This window comes from Candidatus Nitrotoga fabula (genome assembly GCF_905221025.1).
GTDB lineage: Bacteria > Pseudomonadota > Gammaproteobacteria > Burkholderiales > Gallionellaceae > Nitrotoga > Nitrotoga fabula.
On sequence record NZ_CAJNBL010000040.1, the window covers coordinates 35,179 to 60,616 of the forward strand.

Genomic DNA, 25,438 nt, shown 5'->3' on the forward strand with positions numbered 1-25,438 from the left:
CGGGCTAAAGAAATGCACTGGCTACAACAACATTGGTATCGCATTACCTCGCTGCATTTTGTGTTGTTTCCTGTTAGTTGCCTGTTCCGTATGCTGGTTGCGGTTCGCCGCGTGCTTTACCGCAGTAAAATTTTAACCAGCGTGAAATTTCCGGTACCTGTCATTATAGTGGGGAATATTACGGTTGGCGGTAGCGGTAAAACTCCTCTTGTTTTATGGCTTGCCGGGCAATTAATTGAGCATGGCTTGCATCCGGGCATCATTAGCCGTGGTTATGGCGGGGAAAATGTGTTTCCGCTGGCTGTGCATCCATTAAGTAACCCTGAAGAAGCCGGTGATGAGGCGGTTTTGATGGCGCAACGCCGGCTATGTCCGGTATGGATTGGGCGTGACCGTGTCTGGGCAGCGCGCGCACTCTTGCAATCCCATCCCGAGTGTAATGTCCTGATCAGTGATGATGGTTTGCAGCATTACCGTCTGCGACGGGATTATGAGGTTGCAGTGGTTGATGGGATGCGGCGCTTTGGCAATGGGTTTTTGCTGCCGGCTGGCCCATTGCGCGAATCAATCTCCCGCCTGAAAGATGTGGATGCGGTTGTCATTAATGGTGGAACGGTGGCTAAAGGACAGTATGCCATGCAATTGCAGGGTGAAATTTTTTACAATCTTGCAAATCCGGCTATGTCTGTCCGAGCTGCTAAATTTTACGGACAACGTTTACACGCAGTTGCAGGTATCGGGAATCCGCAGCGTTTTTTTGATTCTCTGAAACAGCTGGGATTGCAGGCTGAGAATCACCCGTTTCCAGACCATTACAGTTATACCGCTGATGATCTAAGTTACCCTGATGCAGATGCAATTTTCATGACAGAAAAAGATGCGGTAAAATGCACCCCATTTGCCAATGAAAAGTGCTGGGTGCTGCGTGTAGATGCACAGCTAGATTCCATGCTGATCCAGCAAATCTTAGAAAGGCTTTCTCCTGATGCACGCCAAACTGCTTGAAATCCTGGTTTGCCCATTGTGCAAATCCACACTGACATATCACAAGGCTGGACAGGAGCTGATCTGTAAGGCCGATCGTCTGGCCTATCCAATACAGGATGATATTCCGGTTATGCTAGCTGAAGAAGCGCGTAAGCTCACGCCGGAAGAAATTGAAAAGATGTGATGACAGCTTTCCATGTTGTCATTCCTGCACGTTTGGCTTCTACCCGGTTGCCTGGCAAGGTGCTATTGCCATTAGCAGGCAGGCCCATGGTAGTGCGAGTCGCAGAGCAGTCTGCCAAAAGCGGCGCGCAGCAAATCTGGATTGCCACAGATCATCAGTCCATCGCTGCAGCCGTGCGTCAATATGGCTTCAAGGCTTGCCTGACCCATGTCAACCATGCCAGTGGCACGGATCGTGTCGCGGAAGTGGTAGAACAGTTACGATGGCCTGATGATACGATAGTTGTAAACGTGCAGGGTGATGAACCGCTTATTCCCCCAGACTTGATTCGTGCAGTGGCACAACACCTGCATGACCATTCGGAGTGCGCGATCGCTACCGCTTGTCACCCTATTCAAGATGACGAAGTTTTGCGCAATCCGAACGTTGTAAAAACAGTGCTGGATAAATGGGGCAACGCTCTGTATTTCAGCCGTGCCCCCATTCCATATCTGCGAGACCCGCCTGCATCGGGCAATGCGCTTCCTGAACATTTTTCCGTATTGCGGCATATCGGGATTTATGCTTACCGCGCCGGGTTTCTGCGTAGTTTCTGCAAGCTTGTTCCTGCGCCACTTGAGCAAATCGAGGCGCTGGAGCAATTACGTGCATTGTGGCACGGCTACAAAATCGGCGTTACTGTTAGCGCAGCTGCTCCTCCCAGTGGGGTAGATACTGAACAGGATTTGCAAGCGGTTCGCGCGCTGTTTGATGGTCAGCGTATAATTCACAACCAAACAAATGGAGCTTCATCATGAAAATCATCTTACTGGGTGCACCAGGTGCGGGCAAGGGCACACAAGCAAATCTGATAAAAGAGAAATTCAATATCCCGCAGATATCAACCGGGGATATGCTGCGTGCAGCAGTCAAGGCGGACAGCCCGATAGGGCAGGCTGCCAAGAAAATAATGGATGCCGGCGGGTTGGTCCCTGACGATATCATTATCAATCTGGTGAAAAACCGTATCAAGGAAGCAGACTGTACCAATGGGTTCTTGCTGGATGGCTTTCCACGCACCATTCCGCAAGCCCAGGCGATTAGAGATGCAGGGATTGAAATTGACTTCGTGTTGGAAATCGAGGTTCCGGATAGCGATATCATCCAGCGCATGGAGGGCCGCCTGGTTCATCCTGCATCGGGGCGCACTTATCACAAGACCTTCAATCCGCCCAAGGTCTCTAATAAAGATGATATTACAGGGGAAGATCTGATCCAACGCCAGGACGATCGTGTAGATACAGTCAAAAAGCGCCTTGCGGTTTACCATGAACAGACGAAACCTCTTGTCGAATATTATCTGGCTTGGGAAAAAAGTGAATGTTCCCTTGGTGAGCATGACGATCCGCGTGCGCCACGCTGTATTAATATTCCTGGTATAGGCAGCGTGGAGAGCATACGTGACCGGATACTCAATGCACTGAAATTACAGAAATCATGAATAGCAAACCTGTTTTGACACTTGAAGATGCAAAAAATATAGTCAGGGCCGCCGAGGCCGAAGCATCGCGCAATTCCTGGCGGGTAGTAATCGCTATTGTTGATGATGGTGGCCATCTGCTTTACCTCCAACGCAACCATGATACCCAGTTCGGCAGTGTGGAAATCGCCATTCAGAAAGCACGGGCAGCGGTTGCATTTCAACGCCCGACCAAGGTAACAGAAGATGCAGTATTAAGTGGTCGTCTTATTCATCTTGCTTTGCCGGGTGCTCTTCCTGCAGAAGGCGGGGTGCCGCTCGTAATTGATAACCGGATTGTTGGCGGGCTAGGGGTCAGTGGCGTACGCTCTTTTGAAGATGGACAGATCGCGCAAGCTGGTATAGCCGTGTTTAATTGATATGATATATACTGTATCTGGTAGAACACCAAAGCTGCACGGGCAAAAGCATTTCATCGCACCTAATGCCAGCATCATTGGTTCGGTGATCCTGGAAGACAGTGTCAGTATCTGGTTCAATGCGGTGATCAGAGGGGACAACGAACCCATCTGTATTGGAGCTAATAGCAATGTTCAGGATGGTGCAGTTTTGCATACTGACCCCGGGGCACCGCTTGTCATCGGTAATTTTGTTACTGTCGGACATATGGCAATGCTGCATGGGTGTACTATCGGGGACGGGAGCCTGATAGGCGTTCATTGCACAATTCTTAACCATGCTGTAATCGGGAAAAATTGTCTGATTGGCGCTAATACTCTTATCACCGAAGGCAAGATAATTCCAGATAATACGTTGGTAGTAGGATCCCCTGGAAAAGTGTTGCGCAGCCTTAGTGAAGAAGAAATCGCGGCACTGCATGCTAATGCGATGCGTTATACAGACAATCTTGACCGCTATTTAAATTCGTTTATGAGTCTCGGGTAAAGGTCCAAGGTTTTACCATGTTATATTTAGAAACCTTGGGGTAAGCCTTTGCTTCAAGAAAATACCTGGCAGGCAGTGGTCTTTGAATGTATTATTTGTGCAATTGTCACGACAACACAAACAAAAATCTACCATCTAGGTCGGCGAGCGTATAGTGTTTTTAATTAGCGAGATTAATGTCATAGCTTTTTTTATATTCAATGCTAGTTGAATTCGGAGTGTGTGGCGCGATTGAGTAATATTTCGACTGCGAGCGTGGCTGGTACCTGTTCATACAAAACGGAATAAACTGCCGTGCAAATCGGCATGTCCACTCCTAATTTCTGTGCCAGGTAATGCACCTCACGCACAGTACCGACTCCTTCTGCCACATGCCCCAAGTCTTTCAGTATGTCCGGCAATGCTTGTTTTTGAGCCAGTAGGATCCCGACTTGCCGGTTGCGAGAAAGGTCTCCAGTACAAGTCAGGATCAAGTCTCCAGCACCAGAAAGTCCGCTCAAGGTATCTGCACGAGCTCCCATTTTTAGCCCTAGCCTGGTCATTTCGGCCAGCCCGCGAGTAATAAGGCCAGCACGTGCATTTTGTCCAAAACCCATGCCTTCCGCGATGCCGGCAGCGATGGCCAAGGCATTTTTTACAGCTCCTCCCACTTCTACGCCTATCACATCGTTGCTGGAGTAGATACGCAAGGAAGAGTGGTGCAGTGACCGGGCTATTATCTGGGCAAACTCACCATCTCTGGATGCTAAAATCATAGCGGTCGGAAGGCCACGTGCGACTTCCAAAGCAAAACTTGGTCCGGAAAGCACGCCGCAAGGAAGTTTTTGCGGCAAGATTTCAGCCGCTACCTGATGCGGCAATTTGGATGTACCTGCCTCAAACCCTTTGCACCCCCAGATTACCGGTATCTGTACCGGCATTGCCACGATTTCCTGTAATGTCGTACGGAGAGCGGAAATTGGGACTGCAATCAATATTAACTCCGAGTTATTGCATGCTAAGTATAAATCGGAAGTGAGATTCAGTTTTTCAGGTAACGGAATATCCGGAAGGTAACGCTGATTGAAGCGGGTTGTACGCATTGTCTCGATTTGCGTGGAATCCCATCCCCACAGAGTTACAGGATGACGGCCTGAAAGATGGATAGCAAGTGCGCTGCCCCATGCGCCGGCCCCAAGTACAGTAATATTCATAATAACTATCTGATCACGCTGAATTTATTTGCGACTGTATAACATTAACCTGTCGCCAGAATGAGATATTCTGACCCAGCCATTTGTAATGCTTTTCAGGCGTGCCCGAGTGATTTTTCGAGCCACATTGATACCAAGATGGCAACGGTTCTTGCTGTTTTGTGTAACATGTTGATGGCACAGTAACCGGGTCAGGATGCTTGCCGTTCATGGTATATATCGGACTACATGATTCGGGCTGTCATGTGCTCAATTTAAGACATTCAGATGGCTGAAGGTTTTTAGCCAGATGAATAGTGGCTTTTCGCACGTGACTACACCTAAAAAATGGCAGACTGACCACGGCAGATGCCATGGTCAGCATATCTGCGATACCTGTCGCTGCGACCAGAGTAATCAGTCGAGTTAACGTGACCGGCAGTTTCATTACTTGCTGTCCTGACTGATTTTATTATTTTATTGCGGTGCACCTTCCGTTGCAGCTTGAGCCTGTCGTTGTTTCTTCTGCTGATAGACTGCTTCGAAATTGATCGGGTTAAGCAGGATAGGCGTAAAGCCTGCTTTTACCGACATGCTAGATACGACCTCTCTCAAGTAAGGATAAAGAATATTGGGGCAGACAGTTTCCAGAATCGGTTCCAGTTCTTCTGACTTGATATTGCGTACCTGAAAAATACCTGCCTGTGTTGCTTCGATTAAAAACATCACCTTGTTTTTTTCCTGCAGTTTTGCGGTAACGGTTGCAGTAAGGGTGACTTCAAATATACCGTCTTCCACGGGGGAGTGTTGTGTCTGAAGTTGCAGATCTATATGCGGAACTTCTCGCTCCAGAAAAATAGCTGGCGCATTGGGACTTTCCAGGGACAAATCCTTTACATACAGTTTCTCCATACTGAATTGAGGGGGCTGCTGTTCGGATGTGGCTGCTTCATTCATTATATTGTTCCTTCATGTTTAAATTAATTTTGTAATAACCGGTTTAATTCGCCGTTATTCTCCAACTTGACCAGGTTGTCGTAAGTGCCTACAAGATGTGTATCTATGTAGATTTGCGGTACAGTACGGCCTCCAGTCATTTCCATCATTTTCAGACGTAATTCTGGTTGCAGATCTACACGGATTTTTTCGATTTCGGTTACGCCCCGTGCGCGCAGCAGTCGTTCGGCTAGCACACAGTATGGGCATACTGCAGTGCAATACATTAAAACTTTGGGCATTATTGCTTCTTCAAAGGTAAGTCAGCCTTCTGCCAGGCCAGCATTCCACCCGCCAAATTATATGCTAAATCAAATCCATGCTTCCTAAGCAATATGCATGCCGCCGATGAACGTATGCCACTGCTGTCCATCACAACAATAGGGTGCGTGCGATAACGTTCTAATTCTCCAATGCGCTCATTGATCTTGCCTAGTGGAATGTGCATGGCATTCAGTGCGTGCCCTGTATGGAACTCTTTCGCTTCCCGAACATCCAGAATTAATGCGTTTTTATGGTTGATCAGTTGCAGCGCGGCTGCAACACTTACTTCCTTAATGCCGCGTATGCTGTTGCCGACAAATGACCATAGCAGCATCAAACCGCTGATGACTGCTACTGAAATCATCCAGATATTATCTTGTATGAACTGCACGCTGCCGCTCCTCATATTTTTGGAGGGCAAATTTTAGCAGAGCAGCAAAGATCCCGGGGTTTTTCTGTGCAAGTGGGATTAATTCTTTGTATGCTGTGCGAAAGTCATTCGGGTAAGACCAGATGGCACGTTCCATTTGTAACTGTGCTGCGGCCTGTTTGCCGGATAGTGCCAATAAAAATGCTTCACGATATGCCACGGTAGAGATTGGTGCAAAATACATTATCTTTTCATTCTGCATTCGTTTGGCAGCAAGATTGTCCGCATTGATTTCCAATCTGCTACTCATGAGTAAATCAAAGTATGGACGCAAGGGGACGTGCGTATGTGCAGCTAACCTTCCTTCAGGCAAATGCCAGAATTTTCTTCCATCAAGGTTGGTGGTCTTTTGTAAGTCCGTTAAAACTTCAAGGTTGCGATAATTCTGTAATATGTGAATAAGGAGCAGTGTTCCGACCAGTATCATGGCACATACAGACATGTGTCCCAAGGCAGGAAAGCGTAAGCGATATGTGGTGGTATCGAGCATACCCAAGGTCAAGGCTGCGATACCAAGAAAATATGTGTACCACAGTGGATATTCCAGCAAGCTGTGTATGGCCAGCACGCCGAGAATGGATATAGCCCACCAGTGATAGAGGGTGTGCTGGGCGTGGCCAAGTTGGGTCAGCCATTTTATTATCGGCCAGAGAAGTATCACCAGGCCAGTGAAACCCATTTCTGCTGCCACTTGCATGATTAGAGAGTGTGCATTGTTGTATAGACCGACAATATGTGTGTTTTGAAATACTGGGCCAGATTCAAAATGCTGCCACGCGAAGTGGCCAAAGCCTGCGCCTAGTATTGGAAATCGGGAAAATATCTGCCATGCCTCCCGCCAGAGATATATCCGGATGTAGCCGCTACTGCTTTCATCCAGCAACGGGCGAATGGTGGTTATGCTGCCGCCTGGACCGTCTAGCCAGGGGATTTGCACGATTGCATGCATCAGGCAGAAACCAAGCAACAGGAAGATAGTGTAGCCTAAAAGCCGAGCAGAGGATCGGTCGCGACGCTGCGATCTCCAGGCTACTCCGAGTGTAAACAATAAGTACAACCAGACGCTGCGTGAACCGCTCAACACCAGAACAAAAAGCAGTGGTGCACTTAGTAATGCAACATGCCATATGCGTAGAAATTTGCGCATATGTAGCAATCCGAGCGAGACCAACCCCAGTGTAATGTAGTTGGCAAAGTGGTTTGGTTGAGCCAGATTGCCATAGACCCCGGCACCAATTTTGGTGGTAACCAATGAATCCAGAAATGTATGCCAGCGATAGTGCTGTAAAATACCGGCCAACGCATTCATTTCGCACCCGACCAGCAGAAATATGGCCAGTATGGTTGCCACTGCAGGTAGTCCGAGTTCCTTGACCAAGTATTGGCCCAGTATCATCAGCATTCCCGCCCAAGACAGGTACAGGATGAGCAACCCGAGCTGGTCGGAATAGGTTATCCGACCCAGTCCAAATTGTATTGCGCCTAATAGTAGAAGGCCGATGGGAAGAATTACAATTTTCGGGATTCTGGCTTGTAACCAGAAGCGCTTTGTCGCAAGTACTGGGGTGGCAGCCAGCCCAAGAGCAGCAGCCCACCATTCCTGATAAAAGGCGGTGAGTGGGCGGGCATGGAAAGAATACAAGAAGGGTAAAACCAACATTACCCCGGCAAATACCAAGCTAATGCCAATCAAGCCGGATAAGCGACCTGCACTGTTTTTACCACCAAAGCTTGTTATAACTGGCAAGATTCTACCAAGGAGTTAAGGCTTGATGCGATGAAATCGCGCTGCCAGAGTTGCTCCCTGAATATCCTCCAACTGATTATTCATGATAAGCCCCAGCTGATCCAATCGTTCATCCGGGTGTGGGTGTGTCTTGAACAGCAGGGCTACACTACTATCCTGTTTGGAAAACAGGCTGATCTTCTGAAGAACCCCGGGGAGAGCAAAGGCGTCATAACCGGCCCGTGTGGCCAGGACTACGGCGATGCGGTCCGCTTCGAATTCGGCCTGTTTGTCCAGTGAGCGAGCCATAATTTCTGCGCCGTTTCCAATCAGTTTCTGCACCTGTTCACTGCTTTCTGTCTGGCGGGAAAGTAGTTCGCTACCCAAATTGACCAGCTTGCTTTTTTGTAAAATTGTCAAATGATGCTTGCGAATGACATGGCCGATTTCATGTGCCAGCACGCCGGCCAGTTCTGCTTCGTTCTGCAATAGTCCGTAAAGTCCACGGGTGAGGAATATATAGCCGCCTGGTGCAGCGAAGGCATTGATATCACTGGACTCAATGACGCCGAAATGCCAGGCCAGGTCAGGGCGTTCAGTCTGGCTGGCTACCCAGCGCCCAACCTTGTTGACATATCTTTGCAATGCTGGGTCCTTTACTAGTGCAGAAGCTCCTAGCAGATTCCCTGCAATTTGCCGGCCAATCGTAATTTCTTCCTCTTGGGAATACCCCGACAATTCCAGCAATGTGCCGCTGGTTTCTGAATTGGTCTTTTCTTCAATCTTTTTTTGTGCACCTCCCAGAAGTATTTTTTTGAATTCTTCTTCAAAATCTAATCCGAAGCTGGAAGAGCAGGCAAATGCCAGGATGAAGATGGATAAAAATCCTGTGATTGTTTTCATCTGGGCTTTCCTTTATTCCGGTGCAGGGAGGTAATCCATTTTCCTTGCAGCAAGTTTTCCCTGGTTGGCAAAATCCTGGGCATCTGCGCTGCTTGCGGTATAAGATTCGACCAGATTCAGTTCGGCCGCGTCATACTGGGCAGATTTCAGTTCACCCTCGTTCAGTCCGCGTATTCCGGTAGTGGCAACGATGCGCCCTGTCCCTGCCCGCCCCGAAGCGATATCCAGCAGCCCACTGATACTGCCGGAACTTCTGCTCGCGGTCTTTTTACGAACATTCAGCATATGCACCCAGCCGTATTTACCTTTCGGGCTTTTGATTTGCAGCCACCCGCCATTTACCCGGTAAATTTCAACCTGGTCCCCGACAGACAGAGGAGCGATTATTTTTGCATCGCGAAATGGTTCGGCCCTGATAGTATCCGCCTTAATTACAACACCTGTTTCTGCTGCCAGCACAGGCATAGTTAATAGCATGAAGAATAGAAAACTCCATAATTTTCTGAATGGTTTCATGATGTCTTGCCTTTCTGGATATTCCATTGAAGCAGTGCCTCAGCGAACAGCTCGCGCCAGCGGTTACGTACTTCATGGATGCCACCGGAAATTTCGCCTTGATGCACGAACCAGTTAATCTTGATATCAGGATCCATTATACATTTGTCAAGTAACTGCGGAAATGCAGCGATAATCAGTGCAACATCCCGGGTTACCCGGGCAGATCCATCTGAATCATTTTTATCCACTATCCAGGAAACGGCAAATGTTCTTTCAAATAAATCCCAAATGCCCTTCTGATAACCCCGCAGAACCTCTGCGCTCTTTGGTTCAAGTCCCATTTTCTCAAGGTGATACCGGATTTTCTCCAGCATGGCATCCGTCAATATATTCTGTCCCGCATCAAGACGAATTAAAAGCAGTGTGGCGTGCAGTTTGCCTTCGCGCTCCATGGAAGCCCGGACCATGCTTCTTTCCAGCATTTTGTCGGTTGCTGCAGAATAGAGACGTGCGATGGTAAAAAAAATAAGACCTATTGTAACGGGCCCAGTGATGTTGATGTAGGTATTGGTAAGATTGATGCTTGCATAAGAAACTCCAATCAGGATGAATTGGGAAGCTCCAAATAAAAATCCTATTTTGTTACGCCCTACATTGCGGTAAAAGGCCCAAGCAGTGGACCAAATAATGCACAAGGTGAGTATCAGATACGCGATACGTGCTTCAGGAAAGCGCAGGTAATCATTATGTTTGATGTTGTCGATCGCGGTAGCAAGAATTTCTACACCAGGGTGCATCTGGCTCATAGGGGTGGGTTTGATATCAAACAGGCTGGGCGCCGTTGAGCCGACGATTACAATTTTATTTTTAAATTCGTCTTGCGGACGTTTTTTTTCCTTGTTGGTCATGTCAATGAAAGCATCGTGAAAACTGACATACCGATAAGAAAAAGGCGCACCCCGCCAGTTCAGGAGAATCCGCTGTCTGTCCGGTTCGGGCCAGCCAAGATCACGGGCTACCCTGGCTGGCAGAGAAGGAAGCTTCCACCCGTAGTCTTCCCTGTATACAATATATTGGCGCACGATGCCATCGTCATCCGGATAAATATTATGCAGTCCGAGACGGCCACTTTTGAGCGCTGCCGTGAAGTGGGGTAGCACCATGCTTATCGTGGCTTCCGGATGGGCATTGTCAAGTGGTGGCACAACGCCGGGGATCATGGCTGGTTTTAACATGCTTAAGTGGTCGCTTGTCGGGTCAAGGCGAAGCAATGGGAAAAAAGTATTGTCCGTGGCGGCAATGGCGTCATTGAAATAGGCATCGCTGTCCGGGTTATACAGGTCGGGATCGCTGAATAGAATGTCGAAAACAATGGCTTTGGGCTGCTGTTTTTCAAGCTGTTCGAGAAACTCACCCAATACCTGGCGCGGCCATGGCCAGCGTCCGTAGTCCTTGGACATGCTCTCGAGGCTGGCTTCATTAATGTCAACAATTACGATTTCACTGTCCGGGGCGGGCGGATTGATGCGGTATTGCACCATGGCGTCAAAAGTTTTTTGGCGCATGCCTGAAATGATGTGTAATTGCAGCATATCCAGCACAACAAACACTGTGAACAGTGCGGTCAGATATAGGTAAAAATTTTTTTTCCAGAATCTGGCCAGTAGTGCGGAGAATCTGGAATAGACTAAACGTAACTGGGTGGTAAAGAAAATATTTGGCTTCATTGTCGATAATCCAATCCACTCTTCTTAGGGTATTCAGCCGAATACCTTTTTCTGCTCTAGTTCAATGAGTTTTTCAGGAGGGGATGGAAAATGCAAAGCCTGTCGCTGGAATTCCCCCGGTGTCAGCCTGTTTTTGATTCGTTTCATTTCGAAAGATTCATTGCGAGCTATTGTACCGAAACCCCAGGATGGATTGCTCCAGTCGGCTGCATAATTATTTAACTTGCAATATTCCAGTGCCGGGTTGCTATCGGGACTGCGAAAACCAGAAATTTACCAGTTTTCAGTCTGGTTTCCGTTCCGGAATTGAATACGTGACGGGCTGCCAGCAAACTGGAAATCAGATAAAATGTAGCTCAGACCGAAATCGGTCAATTAATAACAAATAATCAATAAATTTTTTCAGTCCGTATGAAAATCACCCCTGTCCTTTTGCTCATCCTTGACGGCTTCGGCTACAGAGAAGATACAGATTACAATGCCATTGCACATGCGTATAAACCGAACTGGGACAGATTATGGCGTGATTATCCGCATACGTTGATCCATACATCGGAATTATCCGTTGGATTGCCGCAAGGGCAGATGGGTAATTCTGAAGTCGGTCATTTGAATATTGGCGCTGGCCGAGTGATTTACCAGGAGCTCTCGCGAGTGGATGCTGCGATCCGGGATGGGACTTTCTACAGTAATTCCGCGTTCATGCAAGCAGTTACACATGCCAGGCAATCGGATACGGCGCTCCACATCATGGGGCTACTTTCACCTGGTGGAGTACATAGTCACGAAGATCACATTCATGCACTGTTGGAACTGGCTGCCCGGGAGGGGCTGAGAAAAATATATATCCATGTCTTTCTGGATGGTCGGGATTCACCACCGAGAAGTGCGGCACATTCGCTCCAGCGGTTACAGGAAAAGCTGAAGTTGCTGGGTGTCGGGAGGATTGTTTCGATTATCGGGAGATATTATGCGATGGATCGGGATAACCGCTGGGATAGAGTGCAGGAAGCCTATGACTTGTTAACCCGGGGTAAAGCCGGATACTGTGCGGCGGATGCCCAATGCGGGCTGCAGGAAGCGTATGCGCGCGGGGAAAACGACGAGTTCGTTAAAGCAACGGTTATCGCGACGCCGGTTGCCATGCAGGATGGAGACGTTGCCGTATTCATGAATTATCGCGCTGACCGTGCACGTCAGTTGACACGGGCGCTGACAGATCCCGCATTTGACGGTTTTGCACGTGAATATTTTCCCAGGCTGGCCAGTTTCGTTACCTTGACTAGTTACGGTGAGGACTTTAGCCTGCCGGTTGCGTTCATGCCCATATCCATCAAGAACTGTTTTGGAGAATATCTGTCCAATCTGGGGCTGCGGCAATTGCGCATCGCAGAAACAGAAAAGTATGCGCACGTTACCTATTTCCTAAACGGGGGTAAAGAGCAGCCCTATCCGGGTGAAGATCGTATACTGGTACCCTCTCCGCAAGTGGCGACCTATGATCTGAAACCGGAAATGAGTGCCTTTGAGGTTGCAGACAAGCTGGAAAGGGCAATTCGGGATGGACAGTATCAGGCAATCATATGTAATTTTGCAAATGGTGATATGGTGGGTCACAGTGGTATCATGGAAGCAGCAGTCCGGGCCATTGAAGCACTGGATTTGTGTATCGGGCGCGTGGTTAATGCCATGCTCAAATGCGGAGGCGAGGTGTTGATCACTGCTGACCATGGAAATGCAGAGCAGATGCTGGATCGTGAAACACAGCAGCCGCACACTGCACATACACTGAATCTGGTTCCTTTTTTGTATATTGGGCGTAACGCGCAAATGGTAGATGGTGGCTCGCTTCAGGATGTGGTTCCAACCCTGCTTGCCATGATGGGGCTGCCACAACCCCCGGAAATGACAGGTCGGTCACTGATTTTATTCCAGTGACCGTGCTGTTCAGACATATCTTATTGTTTTCGGTCTGCCTGTTTGGGGGCATAAACAGCGCGCATGCGCAACCGCAGGAAGAACTGAATTCTTTGCGCAAGCAAATCGCCGGACTCCAAAAAGAGCTTGAAAAAACCACAGAATCCCGATCCGAAGCAGTCAATGAACTGCGTTCATCGGAGCGCGCCGTCAGCGATAGCAAGCGCAAATTGTCCGGTCTGACGTTTCAGCTGCGGGCGGCGGCCCAGAACCTGTATGAATTGCAGCAACAGGCACTGCAGCTGGAGAGCACTATCCAGTTGCAGCAGGCAATGCTTGGCAAGCTGCTCTATCAGCAATATCTGGGGGGCAGGCAAGAATACCTCAAATTGTTGCTTAACAATAAAGATCCCAATCAGACCGCGCGCGACATGCGATATTATGAATATATAGCTCGCAGTCGTTCGAACTGGCTGGGTATGCTGCGATCAAATCTGTTGCAATTGAAAAGTGTGATGGAGCAGACGCAGCAAAAAACCAGGGAAATTTCTACGCTTAAAACAAAGGAAACCGAACAAAAGAAAACCCTGGAAAATGACCTGCTGGTGCGCCAGCAGGTCATTTCCAAGTTTGGAGAGCAGCTCACGCAGCAGCGCAGAGAAATCGGGCGTCTGCAACGAGACGAAAACAGACTGTCGCAGCTGGTGGCAAAACTTTCAAGGGTGCTGGCATCCCAAAAATCCAAGGGACTGTTCAATAATGAAAAATTGCCTGATAATCGCTTTGATGGTAAGCCGTTTGAACAGCTCAAAGGCAAGCTGGCACTGCCAGTGACGGGGGAGGTGCTCAACAAGTTCGGCACGCCGCGTCCCGATAGCGCTGTGCTCTGGAGAGGTCTGCAGCTACGCGCTTCAAGCGGCCAGCCAGTGAAATCGGTAGCCGCCGGGCGGGTGGTATTTGCCGATTGGTTGCGTGGTTTTGGAAATTTGATGATTATTGACCATGGTAATGGCTACATGAGTTTGTATGGCAATAACGAGACGCTTTATAAACAGGTGGGGGACTTGTTGCGTGGAGGCGACACGATAGCCGCAGTGGGGAACAGCGGCGGAAATGAAGATTACGGTGTATACTTTGAATTGCGCCATAAAGGTGAACCAATGGATCCCATATCCTGGGTAACCCGATGAAATTACCTGAAAGAGCGGTTTGCGACAAAACAATTTCTTAGAGGTCGAGCATGCGCAGTCGTATTGAAAAATTTGGATTGATCGGATTAGGGCTGATCGCAGGTGTTTTGATCAGCCTGCAGCTATCTGCCATTGCAGACAAGGAGAGCGCTGAGCCGCTTCCGATTGAAGAGCTGCGTGCATTTTCAGAGGTGTTTGGTCGCATCAAAAGCGATTATGTAGAGCCGGTGTCGGATAAAAAACTGATTACCGAGGCCATCACAGGTATGTTGACCGGCCTGGATCCGCATTCCGCCTATCTGGATACCGAAGCGTTCAAAGAGCTGCAGATTGGGACGCAGGGCGAATTTGGCGGCTTGGGAATCGAAGTTGGGATGGAAGATGGATTGGTGAAGGTGATTGCGCCGATTGAAGATTCCCCTGCTTATCATGCAGGTATGAAAAGTGGGGATCTGATCATCAAGCTTGATGACGTATTGGTCAAAAGCCTGTCACTTAGCGATGCGGTAAAGCGCATGCGTGGCAAACCGGGCAGCAAAATCACTTTAACCGTGGTTCGTAAAGATGCGCCCAAGCCGCTGCTTTTTACGTTAACTCGAGCCATTATAAAAGTACAGAGTGTCAAATCCAAGCTGGTCGAGCCTGGTTATGCCTTTGTCCGGATAACACAATTCCAGGAACACACTGGTGAGAATCTGGCATCCGCGCTAAATAATCTGTACAAGCAGAACCAGGCTCCCCTGAAAGGTCTGGTGCTGGATCTGCGCAATGACCCGGGTGGGCTGCTTAACAGTTCCGTAGCCGCATCGGCAGCTTTCTTGCCCAAGGATGCACTGGTGGTCTATACCGAAGGGCGAAATGCGGAGGCCAAAATGCGCCTGAGCGCTGTTCCGGATGACTATCTGCGCGGCAACGAAAAGGACTATCTGAAAAGTCTTCCTCCTGCAGTCAAGAGTGTACCAATGATCGTTCTTGTGAATGGCGGCTCTGCATCCGCTTCAGAAATTGTTGCGGGAGCCCTGCAAGATCACAAGCGTGCGATCATCATGGGTACGCAAACTTTCGGAAAGGGGTCCGTGCAGTCTGTTCTGCAGCTGGGAAACAATACAGCAATCAAGCTGACTACAGCACGTTACTTCACGCCTAATGGCCGTTCCATCCAGGCGAAGGGTATCGTTCCGGATATCATAGTGGAAGATCCGGCAACCATGGATCAAGATCAAACTTTCCGTATGCGTGAGGCTGATCTGGAGCGTCATTTGACGAACAGTCAGGAGCAGGATACGAAAACAGATGGATCCACAAAACCTGCAATTCCTGCACCGGTTGCCCCGGCCAAGCCTGCTCCGAAACGTGAGGAGGGGGAAGCGGCAAAACCTAAATTGCTTGAATTTGGATCAAAAGAAGACTATCAGTTGCAACAAGCTTTAAACTTGCTGAAGGGCGTAAACATATTGCAGGGCAAGTGATTGAAAAAGACACTTTTCTTTTTATTCTTGGCGCATGAACGACGAACAGCTACTGCGCTATAGCCGCCATATCCTGTTGCCTGATATCGGAATTGAAGGGCAACAGAAACTGAGGGATGCTCATGTCCTGATAATCGGTGCTGGCGGGCTGGGTTCCCCTGCGGCCATGTATCTTGCTTCCAGCGGCGTTGGCACGATAACCCTGTGCGACGGGGATACAGTAGACCTGACGAATTTGCAGCGTCAGATTGTGCATCGAACTGCAAGCATAGGCATGTCTAAGGTGGAGTCTGCACGCGCCGTTCTTGCTGAAATTAATCCTGATGTCTGTGTCCGAGCGCTGAACGAACGTGCCGATCAAATACGTCTATCCGAACTGGTTGAAGAAGCGGATGTGGTTCTGGACTGCAGTGATAATTTCGCGACACGTTATGCGGTTAACCGGGTTTGCGTTCAGCTGAAAAAACCTTTCGTGTCCGGCGCAGCGACCCGGTTTGATGGGCAAGTGGCCGTATTTGACATGCGTGATTCCCTCGGCCCCTGCTATCACTGCCTGTATCCAGAACAATCCGAAGCACTGGAAACACGTTGCGCAATAATGGGAGTATTTTCGCCATTGGTTGGCATAATAGGGAGCATGCAAGCTGCTGAAGCGCTCAAGGTGTTGATGGGAATCGGCACTTTGCTGTGCAGCAGGCTGCTGGTAACCGATTTGCTGCATATGGATTTGCGTACCGTTAAGCTGAACAAGGATCCTGCTTGCCGGGTCTGCGGAACGGACGGACATTTGCATAGTCACTCTCTTGCGAACTGAAATACTGTGCATTAGATTTTTTCATGCTGGTGGGTGAAGCATGGACTGGCTGTTTGAGAGGTGCATCAGTGGTCAAGGAGGAAAGCCGTCTGTGGATACTGTAGGTCCGGATAGGTTCGCCGGCTGGGCGTAAAATACAGGGAAAAAACGCTAGGCATTGATAAATCGTGTTTACACCATAGTAAGAATATTGATCCGAAAATTTTCCAGGTGAAAAGGTCATGGTGTTTACAATAGGCTTGCTGCCCATCGTGCTGGGTGTCCTGTTACTTGGCATGTTTGCTGGGAAAATCGCAAGGAGACTGAGAAAGAATCCGCTAGTCTGGGGAATCCTCACCATTTCTGTGGTTACAGCGGCAACATGGCAATACATTCCCATATGGTCGGAAGCCATCGTGTATCGGAGCAAGCCCGGCGGGCGGTTTGCTAGCCCCGAGCCAATGGTCACCAGTTTGGCAGACGCTGAAAAAACCCATATTCTTCTGAGCATGGATGGCGTAAATTTTGATGTGCCGCTTGTTTATAATTTCAAGGCATATAGCCGTCAATTGCATGGTTGGCCGAATGTGCCTGGAAAAGTACTAGAGGGCAAACAAAGACCGGTGGTTGATTTTATTAAAATCGATGCCATGCTGCCGGGTATTTCTCCACTGGGGGCAGAAAATATTGCACAGTTTGAAAAGTTGGCCTGGGCACAGAGTTTGCATGCATCAATTTCGCACCGGGTAGCGTGGGATGATTACTTTAAGTATTTTTTTGAAAAATTGCAGAGGCAGGCAGAGAGCAAACAACTGCCCGGGATGTTGCATTTTTATGACCCGACCGCAAATGCCAGCATATACTTGAGCCATGACCATCCTACCGATGACCTGATCAGGATTCGATGCCCGGATGAAAATGCGATCCATGAAGGTATACCAATCTGTGTAGTGGAAACGGCCTATTATCCCGAATCGGAAATTGCGAAATCCATGTCTGGAAAAGATGCCGTTTTTCATCTGAGATATGAGCTTCCCATGCAATATATTGAAGATTGGCGCACGATCGGACATAAGCTGAAATCGCGTATAAACCTGATGGTATCCCATTCATAGTGCATCCTGATGATGACGCCGAAGCCGCTTGCATCATGATGACCCCTGGCCCTGCCTGATGAATTGCAGTCATTTTCAGCTACGGGAATACGCCCGGGCTACTGTGCAAACCAGTCGGAATTACTGTGACTGATTGCCGCTCCGAATGGTAACGGCACTGTCCGGTCCTGTTTGTGATTAATACTTTCTTGTACCCATGACTTTGATGAGAAGTGATATGCCGCTGCTGGCTGTCATGCGCTGAGATACCTTCTCCGGAAAGAGAAGGTTTGAAAACTTATAGGATATTAATGAACTGTTTTGTAACAGGAACGGATACCGGTGTTGGCAAGACGCTGATCAGTTGTGCACTGCTACATGTCTTTGCCACAAAAGGGCTGCGCGTGGCAGGCATGAAACCCGTGGCAACTGGTTGCGATGGAGATGGAAATAATCAGGATGCGCAACAATTGCAGAATGCAAGCAATGTGCAGATGACCACTGACCAAGTGAATCCTTATCGGTTCAGGGACGCAATTGCGCCGCATATTGCTGCCAGGAATGGTGGCGTGTGTATCGATTTTAACCGTATTCTGACGTCCTATAACGAACTGGCAACCAGGGCTGATGTGGTGGTTGTGGAAGGGGTGGGCGGATTCAAAGTGCCGCTGAATGCCAGCCAGGATATCGCCGACTTGGCAAAGCAACTGGATTTGCCGGTTGTCCTGGTGGTAGGCATTCGCCTCGGGTGCATCAATCATGCACTGCTGACCGCAAGCGCGATAGAGCTTTGTGGATTAAAATGTGCCGGATGGGTAGCCAATATACTGGACGCGGGCATGCCTGCGCTACTGGATAATATCGATGCGCTACAGCAGCGCCTGCCTGCTCCGATGCTTGGTGTAGTGCCGTGGCAGCTTCAGCCGGATGCCAGAGCAGTAGCTTTGAATCTTCAATCCGGATGGATGGCGATGCATTGACCCTGCTCAGGCTTGAAAACGCAGCAGAGATAACGGTTGGTTTTAATGAATATAACCCACCGGCATGGCCTGGATCAGGCAAGGCTGGATGTCTGCAGGGCAAGCGAGTCAGAAAACATGGTATGGATGCAACATGGCGTTAATGAAAAACAGGAATGAAAAAACTCCTCCGCCACCAAGCCGGCTCGTAGCATTGTTGCGCGAATCGCGTCTGCTACTGCTGGTTGCGGTAACAATATATTTAATCCTCGTCCTGTATGGCTTTGACCGGAGCGATCCTGCCTGGTCAAATAGCGCCAGCGATCTGGTTCCACGTAATCTGGGCGGATATCTGGGAGCCTGGCTGGCTGACGTACTGCTGTTTGCATTTGGTGTTTCTGCCTGGTGGTGGGTGGTTTTTCTGATGCAGCAGATATGGGTGGATTATCGCGGCTTATCCCGGAACAGCCTGTTCGATCGTCGCGCCGCATGGGTGACTCTGACCGGATTTTTCCTGTTGCTGCTGGCCAGTAGCGCCCTGGAATCGTTGCGGCTGCATACCCTGAAAGCAGAGCTTCCGTCCGTGCCCGGAGGCATGCTGGGCAAGATTCTGGGAGATGGTCTGGCACACATACTCGGATTTACTGGTGCGACCTTGTTTTTTCTTGCGTTGATCGCAATCGGATTCAGTCTGTTTAGTGGCCTGTCCTGGCTACGGTTTGTTGACCGGCTGGGAGGGGGGCTGGAAGATTTTTATTTCTGGGCACAGAATGCCTGGCAGACATGGCAGGACAAGCGTATTGGCGCGCAGGCTTTGAGCCAGCGCAAGGCGGTAAAGGAAGAAGAAAAAAAACGGGTGGAAAATCACCGGCCAATTTACATCGAGCAGCCGGTTCTGGAAGTGCGGAAGTCGGCACGCGTATCCGAAGAGAAGCAGGTGCCATTGTTCCCGGACATAGCGGATTCATCGCTACCACCGCTTCACCTCCTGGACCCACCGGTACAAGAGGTTGAAGTGCTTTCTGCCGATACGCTGGAATTTACTTCACGCCTGATCGAGCGCAAGCTCCAGGATTTTTGTGTGGAAGTAAAAGTGGTTGCGGCCTATCCTGGGCCGGTCGTAACCCGTTACGAGATTGAGCCCGCAGTGGGAGTAAAGGGCAGCCAGATCACCAGCTTGGTACGGGATCTGGCTCGCGCGCTGTCGGTAGTCAGCATCCGCGTGGTGGAAACGATACCAGGCAAATCCTACATGGCGCTGGAGCTTCCTAATCCGAAACGGCAGATGGTACATTTGTCCGAAATTCTCAGCTCGCAGGATTATGCAGGCATGAGTTCCCCGCTTACCATGGCAATGGGCAAGGACATTTCAGGGAAACCTGTGGTTGCAGACCTGGGCAAGATGCCGCATGTTCTGGTGGCGGGTACCACCGGTTCCGGTAAATCGGTGGCGATTAATGCCATGATATTGAGCGTACTCTATAAGGCTACGCCGCAGCAGGTACGGCTGGTACTGGTTGACCCAAAGATGCTCGAACTGTCAGTATATGAGGGAATTCCGCACCTTCTGGCGCCTGTGGTGACTGACATGCGTCAGGCAGCCTCTGCGCTGAACTGGTGCGTGCAGGAAATGGACCGGCGCTACCGGATGATGGCTGCGTTTGGTGTGCGTAATATTGCCGGTTATAACCAGAAGGTGCGTGATGCCATCAAGGCGGAGGAACCACTGAACAACCCATTGTCGCTTACTCCTGAAAATCCGGAACCCGTGGAAGAGTTTCCATATATTATTGTATTCATTGATGAACTTGCTGATTTAATGATGGTGGTTGGTAAGAAGGTCGAGGTGCTGATTGCGCGTCTCGCGCAGAAGGCTCGCGCTTCTGGAATTCATCTGGTATTGGCGACCCAGCGCCCTTCGGTAGATGTGATTACCGGATTGATTAAGGCAAACGTGCCGACACGCGTGGCGTTTCAGGTTTCCAGCAAGATTGACTCACGCACCATTCTTGACCAGATGGGTGCCGAGGCTCTGCTGGGCCAGGGAGACATGTTGTATTTGCCACCAGGTACAGGATATCCGCAGCGGGTCCATGGAGCTTTTGTTTCCGATCAGGAGGTGCACCGGGTCACTGAATACCTCAAAAAACAGGGAGCGCCGCAATATGTAGAAGGCGTTCTGACTTCCCTGGAAGAACCTGAAACGGGTGCTGATGTCGAAAGCACAGGTGAGCCGGAATCCGACGCCCTGTATGATCAGGCAGTGGAGATTGTGCTGAAGTCACGTCGCGCATCCATTTCTCTGGTTCAGCGTCATTTGCGCATTGGATATAATCGTGCCGCGCGCCTCGTGGAGCAAATGGAACGTGCGGGGGTCGTGACACCCATGCAGAGTAACGGAAACCGGGAAGTCATTGCCCCTGCCAGACAGGAATGAATCTCCGTGTCCCGCCAGGAATCCTGAGAAATGACAGACCAGTGTAGAGAGGAATGATCCATGTATAGGTTGTTTAAGTTTATTTTGGTCGCGTGCATCGTGTTTCCCGTTTCCGCTTATGCAGGTGCTACGGACAGGCTAAAAAATTTTATTGCGTCCACGAACTCGGCACAGGCAAATTTTACTCAGGAAGTTAGGGACCAAAACGGGCAGCGCATCCAGTCGGCCTCCGGTACCATGTTGTTCGTCCGGCCCGGGAAATTCCGTTGGGTCTATCAGAAGCCGTATGAACAGCTGATTCTTGGGGATGGCGAAAAATTTTGGATGTATGACAAGGAACTGAATCAGGTCACTGTCAAAAAAATGGATGCAGCTCTAGGCAGCAGTCCCGCAGCCCTGCTTTCCGGAAATAATGAAATCGAACGCGGATTCCGGCTGAAAGATACGGGAACCAAGGATGGTTTGGAATGGCTCGAGGCGACGCCCCGTAATCAGGACACCAGTTTCGAGAAAATTCTCATGGCTTTCGATGCGCAGTCCGCCCTGGTGGTCATGGAGCTGCAGGATTCTTTCGGCCATACCACATTGCTCCGCCTTTCCAGGCTACAGCGCAATCCGCAGCTGGCGGCACATCTGTTCAAGTTTGTTCCTCCAAAAGGGGCGGATGTCCTGGGTGAATAATCCTTTTGTGCTAACCCATTTTCCCGGGGGCGGCACCATGCAAATGCAGGATCATGGCGCTTACCCGGGATAGCCTTTTCGGTCCGACCGACCCCGTAGTTCCGCTCGCCGAGCGGCTCCGGCCCAAGCATATCGACCAGATTGTCGGACAATTTCATTTACTGGGGCCGGGGCGGCCGCTGCGCCTTGCGTTTGAATCCGGAAAGCCGCACTCCATGATTCTGTGGGGGCCGCCCGGGGTAGGAAAAACCACGTTGGCAAGGCTGATGGCCACGGCATTTGATGCTGAATTTGTTCCGCTTTCTGCGGTATTGTCGGGGGTGAAAGACATCCGTGATGCGATTGCCCATGCGCAGCATATCTTGCAGCAAAGCGGGCGCCACACCATATTGTTTGTGGATGAAGTGCACCGCTTCAACAAAGCCCAGCAGGATGCCTTTCTGCCCTTTGTCGAACAGGGCCTGGTTACTTTTATTGGTGCGACTACCGAGAATCCGTCGTTTGAAGTAAATAGCGCCCTATTGTCCCGTGCCCAGGTGTACGTACTCCATGCTCTGGCCGAGGAAGATCTGCGTCAGCTGTTGAAGCGCACGCAACAGGATATTCTGGCTGACCTGGAATTTGACGATGCGGTATGTGATCGTATCATCGGCTATGCAGACGGCGATGCGCGCCGCCTGTTGAATGTCATGGAGCAGCTGCATACCGCAGCCCGGACCGCCCGGATCAAAAGCGTAGACACCGGTTTTCTGGACAACACGCTGGCGCAAAATTTGCGCTGCTTTGATAAGGGGGGTGAAGCATTCTACGACCAGATATCCGCCCTGCATAAATCCGTCCGGGGCTCCAATCCGGATGCCGCTCTGTACTGGTTGGTGCGTATGCTTGATGGCGGGGCGGATCCACGTTATCTGTCACGGCGCATTGTGCGCATGGCATGGGAAGACATAGGCCTGGCGGATCCCCGGGCGATCCAGCTGGCGTTGGATGCTGCCCGGACTTATGACCAGCTGGGTTCACCCGAAGGCGAGCTGGCCCTGGCGCAGGCGGTTCTTTACCTGGCGGCGGCAGCCAAGTCGAATGCCGGTTATGTCGCGTATAATGCCGCCCGCGCCCTGATTGCCAGGGAAGGGTCGCGCCCCGTGCCGCTGCATTTGCGCAATGCGCCGACACGGTTGATGAAACAGCTGGGATATGGCAAGGATTATCGTTATGCGCATGACGAAAACGAGGCCTATGCAGCCGGGGAAAGCTATTTCCCCGACAACATGCAGGAGGTCAGTTTCTATCATCCGACCGGGCGGGGGCTGGAAGCAAAAATTGCAGAGAAACTGGCCCACCTTCGTGCGCTGGATGCTGCGGCAAAAAAAATGAAAAATGATTAGCGCATGCACCCCGGCCAGGGGTGTATGACGTGGGAGGAATGCATGTTAGACATACAGGTTTTACGAAATGATTTAGCCGGTGTTGCGGCGCGACTGGAGACACGGGGTTATCGGCTGGATACCGCACGCTTCGGACAGATGGAAAGCGCACGCAAGGACATTCAAACCCGCACACAGGAATTGCAAGCCAAGCGGAACACCACCTCCAGGCAGATTGGCCAAGCCAAGGCCAGGGGCGAGGATGTGGCGGCAATTATGGCAGAAGTTGCTGGGCTGGGCGAAGAGTTGAAAGCGCTGGAAGGGCAGCTCGAGCAAATCCAGCAGGAACTGCAGACCTTTCTTGCGGTGATCCCGAATATGCCGCATGCCAGTGTGCCCGTGGGCAGGACCGAGGCGGAAAATGCAGAAATCCGCCGCATAGGCAATCCGCCGGTACTGGATTTCGAAGTCAGGGATCATGTCAGCGTGGGGGAACATCTTGGCGGGCTGGATTTCGAAACTGCCACCCGGATCAGTGGCGCACGTTTCTCGTTGTTGAAGGGGCCGATGGCGCGCCTGCACCGCGCGCTGGTGCAGTTCATGCTGGATCTGCATACCGGCCAGCATGGCTATACCGAAGTGTATGTCCCGTATCTGGTCAATGCCGAATCGATGCATGGCACTGGCCAGTTGCCAAAGTTTGAGGAGGATCTGTTCGTCGTCAGCGCAGGCTCCGGGGACACCGAGCGAATGCACTCAGGGGAAGGGGTGGCCCCGGAAGGGATGGAAGGCCGGGCAGTTCATTCAAGCGGGAAGTCACAGCCCAGATTTTATCTGATCCCTACTGCCGAAGTGCCGGTTACCAATCTGGTGCGGGATAGCATTGTCCCGTTGGAGACGCTGCCGCTGAAATATGTGGCTCATACCCCGTGCTTCCGGAGCGAGGCCGGTTCCTATGGCCGGGATACGCGCGGCATGATCCGCCAGCACCAGTTTGACAAGGTGGAACTGGTGCAGATCGTGCATCCTGAACAATCTTATTCTGCACTGGAACAGCTGCTGACACATGCCGAAACGGTCTTGCAGGAACTGGACCTTCCTTACCGGGTTGTCAAACTGTGCACGGGAGACATGGGCTTTTCCGCAGCGCTAACGTACGATATTGAAGTCTGGCTGCCAGCCCAGAATACATACCGCGAGATTTCTTCCTGCTCGAATTTCGAAACCTTCCAGTCGCGGCGCATGCATGCCCGTTTCCGCAACGCACAAGGAAAGCCCGAACTGCCGCATACCCTGAACGGATCAGGCCTGGCCGTGGGGCGCACCCTGGTCGCTCTGCTGGAAAATTATCAGCAGGCCGACGGCAGCGTTGTGATACCGGAAGTGTTAAGGCCTTACATGGGAAATCTGGAGCGCATCCGCAAATCCTGACGGGTCTGGTTATCCGGCTGGACCGGACGAAATTTAGTGAATAACCAGTGTTGATGTGTCCACTTTGTGTTATAAATCGCGATTTGGTTTTCATGTCGGATTTAATGGAATATCTGCCGGATAGGCAGATATTGTTGTATTGAATAAGGAGATAGAAATGGAATTGTCGGGAATTTCTGCATTGAGCGCCATTTTGAAACGCCCTGTAGAGCCTAGAAACGATGCTCTTGCCCAACGCAGGGAATTATCGGCCGAGTTGCAGACCAGCTGCCAGCAGCTGGTGATATTGTTGAAAGATTCCTTTTACAGGTTTGTCCCGCAAATGAGCGAGGCGGACTTTCAGTTTTCTGAAAAGAAAATCATGGATCTCAAGGCGGATTGCCAGCATACGGATGGTCCGCTGCAGGAAGACGACAGCCCGATTCTGCGGCACCTGTCGATTGATATGCGGTTCAAGGATTTCGTGCAGAGTACTCTGGATTTTTACAAGTTGGCGCAACGACTGAAGCCGACCCTTAATGAATATGTACCCGACGCAGCTGCCCTTCAGGCACTGTCCAAATCGGAAGATCCGACAAAATTTATCCGGGTGTTGCAGGGCGAACTGGAGAACAAACTGGATCGGGTCAATCAGGAATACATGAAGGTCATGGCGCTGAAATTCTCCTGGTAAGGCAAATCCTGGTTCGGCACGGGATGCCGGCTGGGGTCAGAAAGCCTGCGTCCTTTGGGTTTTCCGGGCTGGACCGTTGCCAGGTGTTTTGAGGGGCGCAAGGGGTGCAGGCGAACTGGGAATTTCATCCGGAAAAACC

Annotated in this window: 25 protein-coding genes; 17 read left to right on the forward strand and 8 right to left on the reverse strand. The window is 50.4% G+C overall.

All coding sequences use genetic code 11. From position 1 onward, the window contains the following. Window positions 1-12: 12 nt before the first annotated feature. The 6 genes from lpxK to KJA68_RS08560 are packed head-to-tail and all read left to right on the forward strand — an operon-like array spanning window position 13 to window position 3,575. A complete protein-coding gene (gene lpxK / locus KJA68_RS08535; RefSeq protein WP_213036514.1) occupies window positions 13-1,005 on the forward strand; it encodes a tetraacyldisaccharide 4'-kinase in 993 nt (330 codons plus the stop codon). Further along, complete coding sequence (locus KJA68_RS08540) at window positions 986-1,171, forward strand: Trm112 family protein (RefSeq protein ID WP_213036515.1); 186 nt, start codon at window positions 986-988, stop codon at window positions 1,169-1,171. Before lpxK ends, KJA68_RS08540 begins: the two co-directional genes overlap by 20 nt. Then, window positions 1,171-1,968, forward strand: a complete 798-nt coding sequence (gene kdsB, locus KJA68_RS08545) for a 3-deoxy-manno-octulosonate cytidylyltransferase (protein ID WP_213036516.1) — start codon at window positions 1,171-1,173, stop codon at window positions 1,966-1,968. The genes KJA68_RS08540 and kdsB overlap by 1 nt, the downstream gene beginning before the upstream one ends. Then, window positions 1,965-2,651, forward strand: a complete 687-nt coding sequence (gene adk / locus KJA68_RS08550) for an adenylate kinase (RefSeq protein WP_213036517.1) — start codon at window positions 1,965-1,967, stop codon at window positions 2,649-2,651. Before kdsB ends, adk begins: the two co-directional genes overlap by 4 nt. After that, window positions 2,648-3,049 carry a GlcG/HbpS family heme-binding protein gene (locus tag KJA68_RS08555; protein ID WP_213036518.1) on the forward strand — a complete coding sequence of 134 codons (402 nt, stop codon included), beginning with the start codon at window positions 2,648-2,650 and terminating at the stop codon, window positions 3,047-3,049. The genes adk and KJA68_RS08555 overlap by 4 nt, the downstream gene beginning before the upstream one ends. Window position 3,050: 1 nt before the next feature. Continuing rightward, on the forward strand, window positions 3,051-3,575 hold the full coding sequence (locus KJA68_RS08560; RefSeq protein WP_213036519.1) for a gamma carbonic anhydrase family protein: 525 nt from the start codon (window positions 3,051-3,053) through the stop codon (window positions 3,573-3,575). A gap of 203 nt (window positions 3,576-3,778) precedes the next feature. On the opposite strand, the gene KJA68_RS08565 is transcribed toward KJA68_RS08560, so the two are convergent. The 8 genes from KJA68_RS08565 to KJA68_RS08600 all read right to left on the reverse strand — a co-directional run bounded on the left by KJA68_RS08565 (window position 3,779) and on the right by KJA68_RS08600 (window position 11,291). Beyond that, complete coding sequence (locus KJA68_RS08565) at window positions 3,779-4,768, reverse strand: NAD(P)H-dependent glycerol-3-phosphate dehydrogenase (RefSeq protein WP_213036520.1); 990 nt, start codon at window positions 4,766-4,768, stop codon at window positions 3,779-3,781. A 456-nt stretch (window positions 4,769-5,224) separates the two neighbouring features. Beyond that, the gene (gene secB, locus KJA68_RS08570) at window positions 5,225-5,704 is read right to left on the reverse strand and encodes a protein-export chaperone SecB (RefSeq protein ID WP_213036521.1); all 480 of its coding nucleotides are present in this window, start codon (window positions 5,702-5,704) and stop codon (window positions 5,225-5,227) included. Between the two features lie 23 nt (window positions 5,705-5,727). Next, the gene (grxC, locus tag KJA68_RS08575; protein ID WP_213036522.1) at window positions 5,728-5,985 is read right to left on the reverse strand and encodes a glutaredoxin 3; all 258 of its coding nucleotides are present in this window, start codon (window positions 5,983-5,985) and stop codon (window positions 5,728-5,730) included. After that, on the reverse strand, window positions 5,985-6,398 hold the full coding sequence (locus tag KJA68_RS08580) for a rhodanese-like domain-containing protein (RefSeq protein ID WP_246487125.1): 414 nt from the start codon (window positions 6,396-6,398) through the stop codon (window positions 5,985-5,987). The genes grxC and KJA68_RS08580 overlap by 1 nt, the downstream gene beginning before the upstream one ends. After that, window positions 6,379-8,184: a PglL family O-oligosaccharyltransferase gene (locus KJA68_RS08585; protein WP_213036524.1), complete on the reverse strand. Its 1,806-nt coding sequence runs from the start codon at window positions 8,182-8,184 to the stop codon at window positions 6,379-6,381. Before KJA68_RS08585 ends, KJA68_RS08580 begins: the two co-directional genes overlap by 20 nt. 15 nt (window positions 8,185-8,199) lie before the next feature. After that, window positions 8,200-9,066 (reverse strand): M48 family metalloprotease, encoded by an 867-nt coding sequence (locus KJA68_RS08590; protein ID WP_213036525.1) that lies wholly within the window; start codon window positions 9,064-9,066, stop codon window positions 8,200-8,202. Between the two features lie 12 nt (window positions 9,067-9,078). Further along, on the reverse strand, window positions 9,079-9,582 hold the full coding sequence (locus KJA68_RS08595; RefSeq protein WP_213036526.1) for an SH3 domain-containing protein: 504 nt from the start codon (window positions 9,580-9,582) through the stop codon (window positions 9,079-9,081). Further along, window positions 9,579-11,291 carry a CHASE2 domain-containing protein gene (locus KJA68_RS08600; RefSeq protein ID WP_213036527.1) on the reverse strand — a complete coding sequence of 571 codons (1,713 nt, stop codon included), beginning with the start codon at window positions 11,289-11,291 and terminating at the stop codon, window positions 9,579-9,581. Before KJA68_RS08600 ends, KJA68_RS08595 begins: the two co-directional genes overlap by 4 nt. A gap of 411 nt (window positions 11,292-11,702) precedes the next feature. Here KJA68_RS08600 and gpmI point away from each other — a divergent pair, with 411 nt between their 5' ends. The 11 genes from gpmI to KJA68_RS08655 all read left to right on the forward strand — a co-directional run bounded on the left by gpmI (window position 11,703) and on the right by KJA68_RS08655 (window position 25,299). Beyond that, on the forward strand, window positions 11,703-13,229 hold the full coding sequence (gene gpmI / locus KJA68_RS08605; protein WP_213036528.1) for a 2,3-bisphosphoglycerate-independent phosphoglycerate mutase: 1,527 nt from the start codon (window positions 11,703-11,705) through the stop codon (window positions 13,227-13,229). A 92-nt stretch (window positions 13,230-13,321) separates the two neighbouring features. Continuing rightward, window positions 13,322-14,398 carry a murein hydrolase activator EnvC family protein gene (locus KJA68_RS08610; protein WP_246487126.1) on the forward strand — a complete coding sequence of 359 codons (1,077 nt, stop codon included), beginning with the start codon at window positions 13,322-13,324 and terminating at the stop codon, window positions 14,396-14,398. Window positions 14,399-14,448: 50 nt separating this feature from the next. After that, window positions 14,449-15,867, forward strand: a complete 1,419-nt coding sequence (locus KJA68_RS08615) for a S41 family peptidase (protein ID WP_213036530.1) — start codon at window positions 14,449-14,451, stop codon at window positions 15,865-15,867. Window positions 15,868-15,901: 34 nt separating this feature from the next. Next, complete coding sequence (locus tag KJA68_RS08620; RefSeq protein ID WP_213036531.1) at window positions 15,902-16,681, forward strand: HesA/MoeB/ThiF family protein; 780 nt, start codon at window positions 15,902-15,904, stop codon at window positions 16,679-16,681. Window positions 16,682-16,902: 221 nt separating this feature from the next. Beyond that, complete coding sequence (locus KJA68_RS08625) at window positions 16,903-17,775, forward strand: hypothetical protein (protein ID WP_213036532.1); 873 nt, start codon at window positions 16,903-16,905, stop codon at window positions 17,773-17,775. 290 nt (window positions 17,776-18,065) lie between these two features. Continuing rightward, window positions 18,066-18,734: a dethiobiotin synthase gene (gene bioD / locus KJA68_RS08630; protein ID WP_213036533.1), complete on the forward strand. Its 669-nt coding sequence runs from the start codon at window positions 18,066-18,068 to the stop codon at window positions 18,732-18,734. Window positions 18,735-18,867: 133 nt separating this feature from the next. After that, a complete protein-coding gene (locus tag KJA68_RS08635; RefSeq protein ID WP_246487127.1) occupies window positions 18,868-21,150 on the forward strand; it encodes a DNA translocase FtsK in 2,283 nt (760 codons plus the stop codon). 60 nt (window positions 21,151-21,210) lie between these two features. Further along, window positions 21,211-21,831, forward strand: a complete 621-nt coding sequence (gene lolA / locus KJA68_RS08640; RefSeq protein ID WP_213036535.1) for an outer membrane lipoprotein chaperone LolA — start codon at window positions 21,211-21,213, stop codon at window positions 21,829-21,831. 53 nt (window positions 21,832-21,884) lie between these two features. Then, on the forward strand, window positions 21,885-23,216 hold the full coding sequence (locus tag KJA68_RS08645; RefSeq protein ID WP_213036536.1) for a replication-associated recombination protein A: 1,332 nt from the start codon (window positions 21,885-21,887) through the stop codon (window positions 23,214-23,216). Window positions 23,217-23,258: 42 nt separating this feature from the next. Then, a complete protein-coding gene (gene serS, locus KJA68_RS08650; RefSeq protein WP_213036537.1) occupies window positions 23,259-24,626 on the forward strand; it encodes a serine--tRNA ligase in 1,368 nt (455 codons plus the stop codon). A gap of 157 nt (window positions 24,627-24,783) precedes the next feature. Beyond that, complete coding sequence (locus KJA68_RS08655) at window positions 24,784-25,299, forward strand: hypothetical protein (RefSeq protein ID WP_213036538.1); 516 nt, start codon at window positions 24,784-24,786, stop codon at window positions 25,297-25,299. The last annotated feature ends 139 nt before the right edge of the window (window positions 25,300-25,438 follow it).

Coding starts and splice junctions, on each gene's coding strand:
- lpxK (WP_213036514.1), top strand. CDS start 13: ATGCACTGGCTACAACAACATTGGTATCGCATTACCTCGCTGCATTTT.
- KJA68_RS08540 (WP_213036515.1), top strand. CDS start 986: ATGCACGCCAAACTGCTTGAAATCCTGGTTTGCCCATTGTGCAAATCC.
- kdsB (WP_213036516.1), top strand. CDS start 1,171: ATGACAGCTTTCCATGTTGTCATTCCTGCACGTTTGGCTTCTACCCGG.
- adk (WP_213036517.1), top strand. CDS start 1,965: ATGAAAATCATCTTACTGGGTGCACCAGGTGCGGGCAAGGGCACACAA.
- KJA68_RS08555 (WP_213036518.1), top strand. CDS start 2,648: ATGAATAGCAAACCTGTTTTGACACTTGAAGATGCAAAAAATATAGTC.
- KJA68_RS08560 (WP_213036519.1), top strand. CDS start 3,051: ATGATATATACTGTATCTGGTAGAACACCAAAGCTGCACGGGCAAAAG.
- KJA68_RS08565 (WP_213036520.1), bottom strand. CDS start 4,768: ATGAATATTACTGTACTTGGGGCCGGCGCATGGGGCAGCGCACTTGCT.
- secB (WP_213036521.1), bottom strand. CDS start 5,704: ATGAATGAAGCAGCCACATCCGAACAGCAGCCCCCTCAATTCAGTATG.
- grxC (WP_213036522.1), bottom strand. CDS start 5,985: ATGCCCAAAGTTTTAATGTATTGCACTGCAGTATGCCCATACTGTGTG.
- KJA68_RS08590 (WP_213036525.1), bottom strand. CDS start 9,066: ATGAAAACAATCACAGGATTTTTATCCATCTTCATCCTGGCATTTGCC.
- KJA68_RS08595 (WP_213036526.1), bottom strand. CDS start 9,582: ATGAAACCATTCAGAAAATTATGGAGTTTTCTATTCTTCATGCTATTA.
- KJA68_RS08600 (WP_213036527.1), bottom strand. CDS start 11,291: ATGAAGCCAAATATTTTCTTTACCACCCAGTTACGTTTAGTCTATTCC.
- gpmI (WP_213036528.1), top strand. CDS start 11,703: ATGAAAATCACCCCTGTCCTTTTGCTCATCCTTGACGGCTTCGGCTAC.
- KJA68_RS08615 (WP_213036530.1), top strand. CDS start 14,449: ATGCGCAGTCGTATTGAAAAATTTGGATTGATCGGATTAGGGCTGATC.
- KJA68_RS08620 (WP_213036531.1), top strand. CDS start 15,902: ATGAACGACGAACAGCTACTGCGCTATAGCCGCCATATCCTGTTGCCT.
- KJA68_RS08625 (WP_213036532.1), top strand. CDS start 16,903: ATGGTGTTTACAATAGGCTTGCTGCCCATCGTGCTGGGTGTCCTGTTA.
- bioD (WP_213036533.1), top strand. CDS start 18,066: ATGAACTGTTTTGTAACAGGAACGGATACCGGTGTTGGCAAGACGCTG.
- KJA68_RS08635 (WP_246487127.1), top strand. CDS start 18,868: ATGGCGTTAATGAAAAACAGGAATGAAAAAACTCCTCCGCCACCAAGC.
- lolA (WP_213036535.1), top strand. CDS start 21,211: ATGTATAGGTTGTTTAAGTTTATTTTGGTCGCGTGCATCGTGTTTCCC.
- KJA68_RS08645 (WP_213036536.1), top strand. CDS start 21,885: ATGGCGCTTACCCGGGATAGCCTTTTCGGTCCGACCGACCCCGTAGTT.
- serS (WP_213036537.1), top strand. CDS start 23,259: ATGTTAGACATACAGGTTTTACGAAATGATTTAGCCGGTGTTGCGGCG.
- KJA68_RS08655 (WP_213036538.1), top strand. CDS start 24,784: ATGGAATTGTCGGGAATTTCTGCATTGAGCGCCATTTTGAAACGCCCT.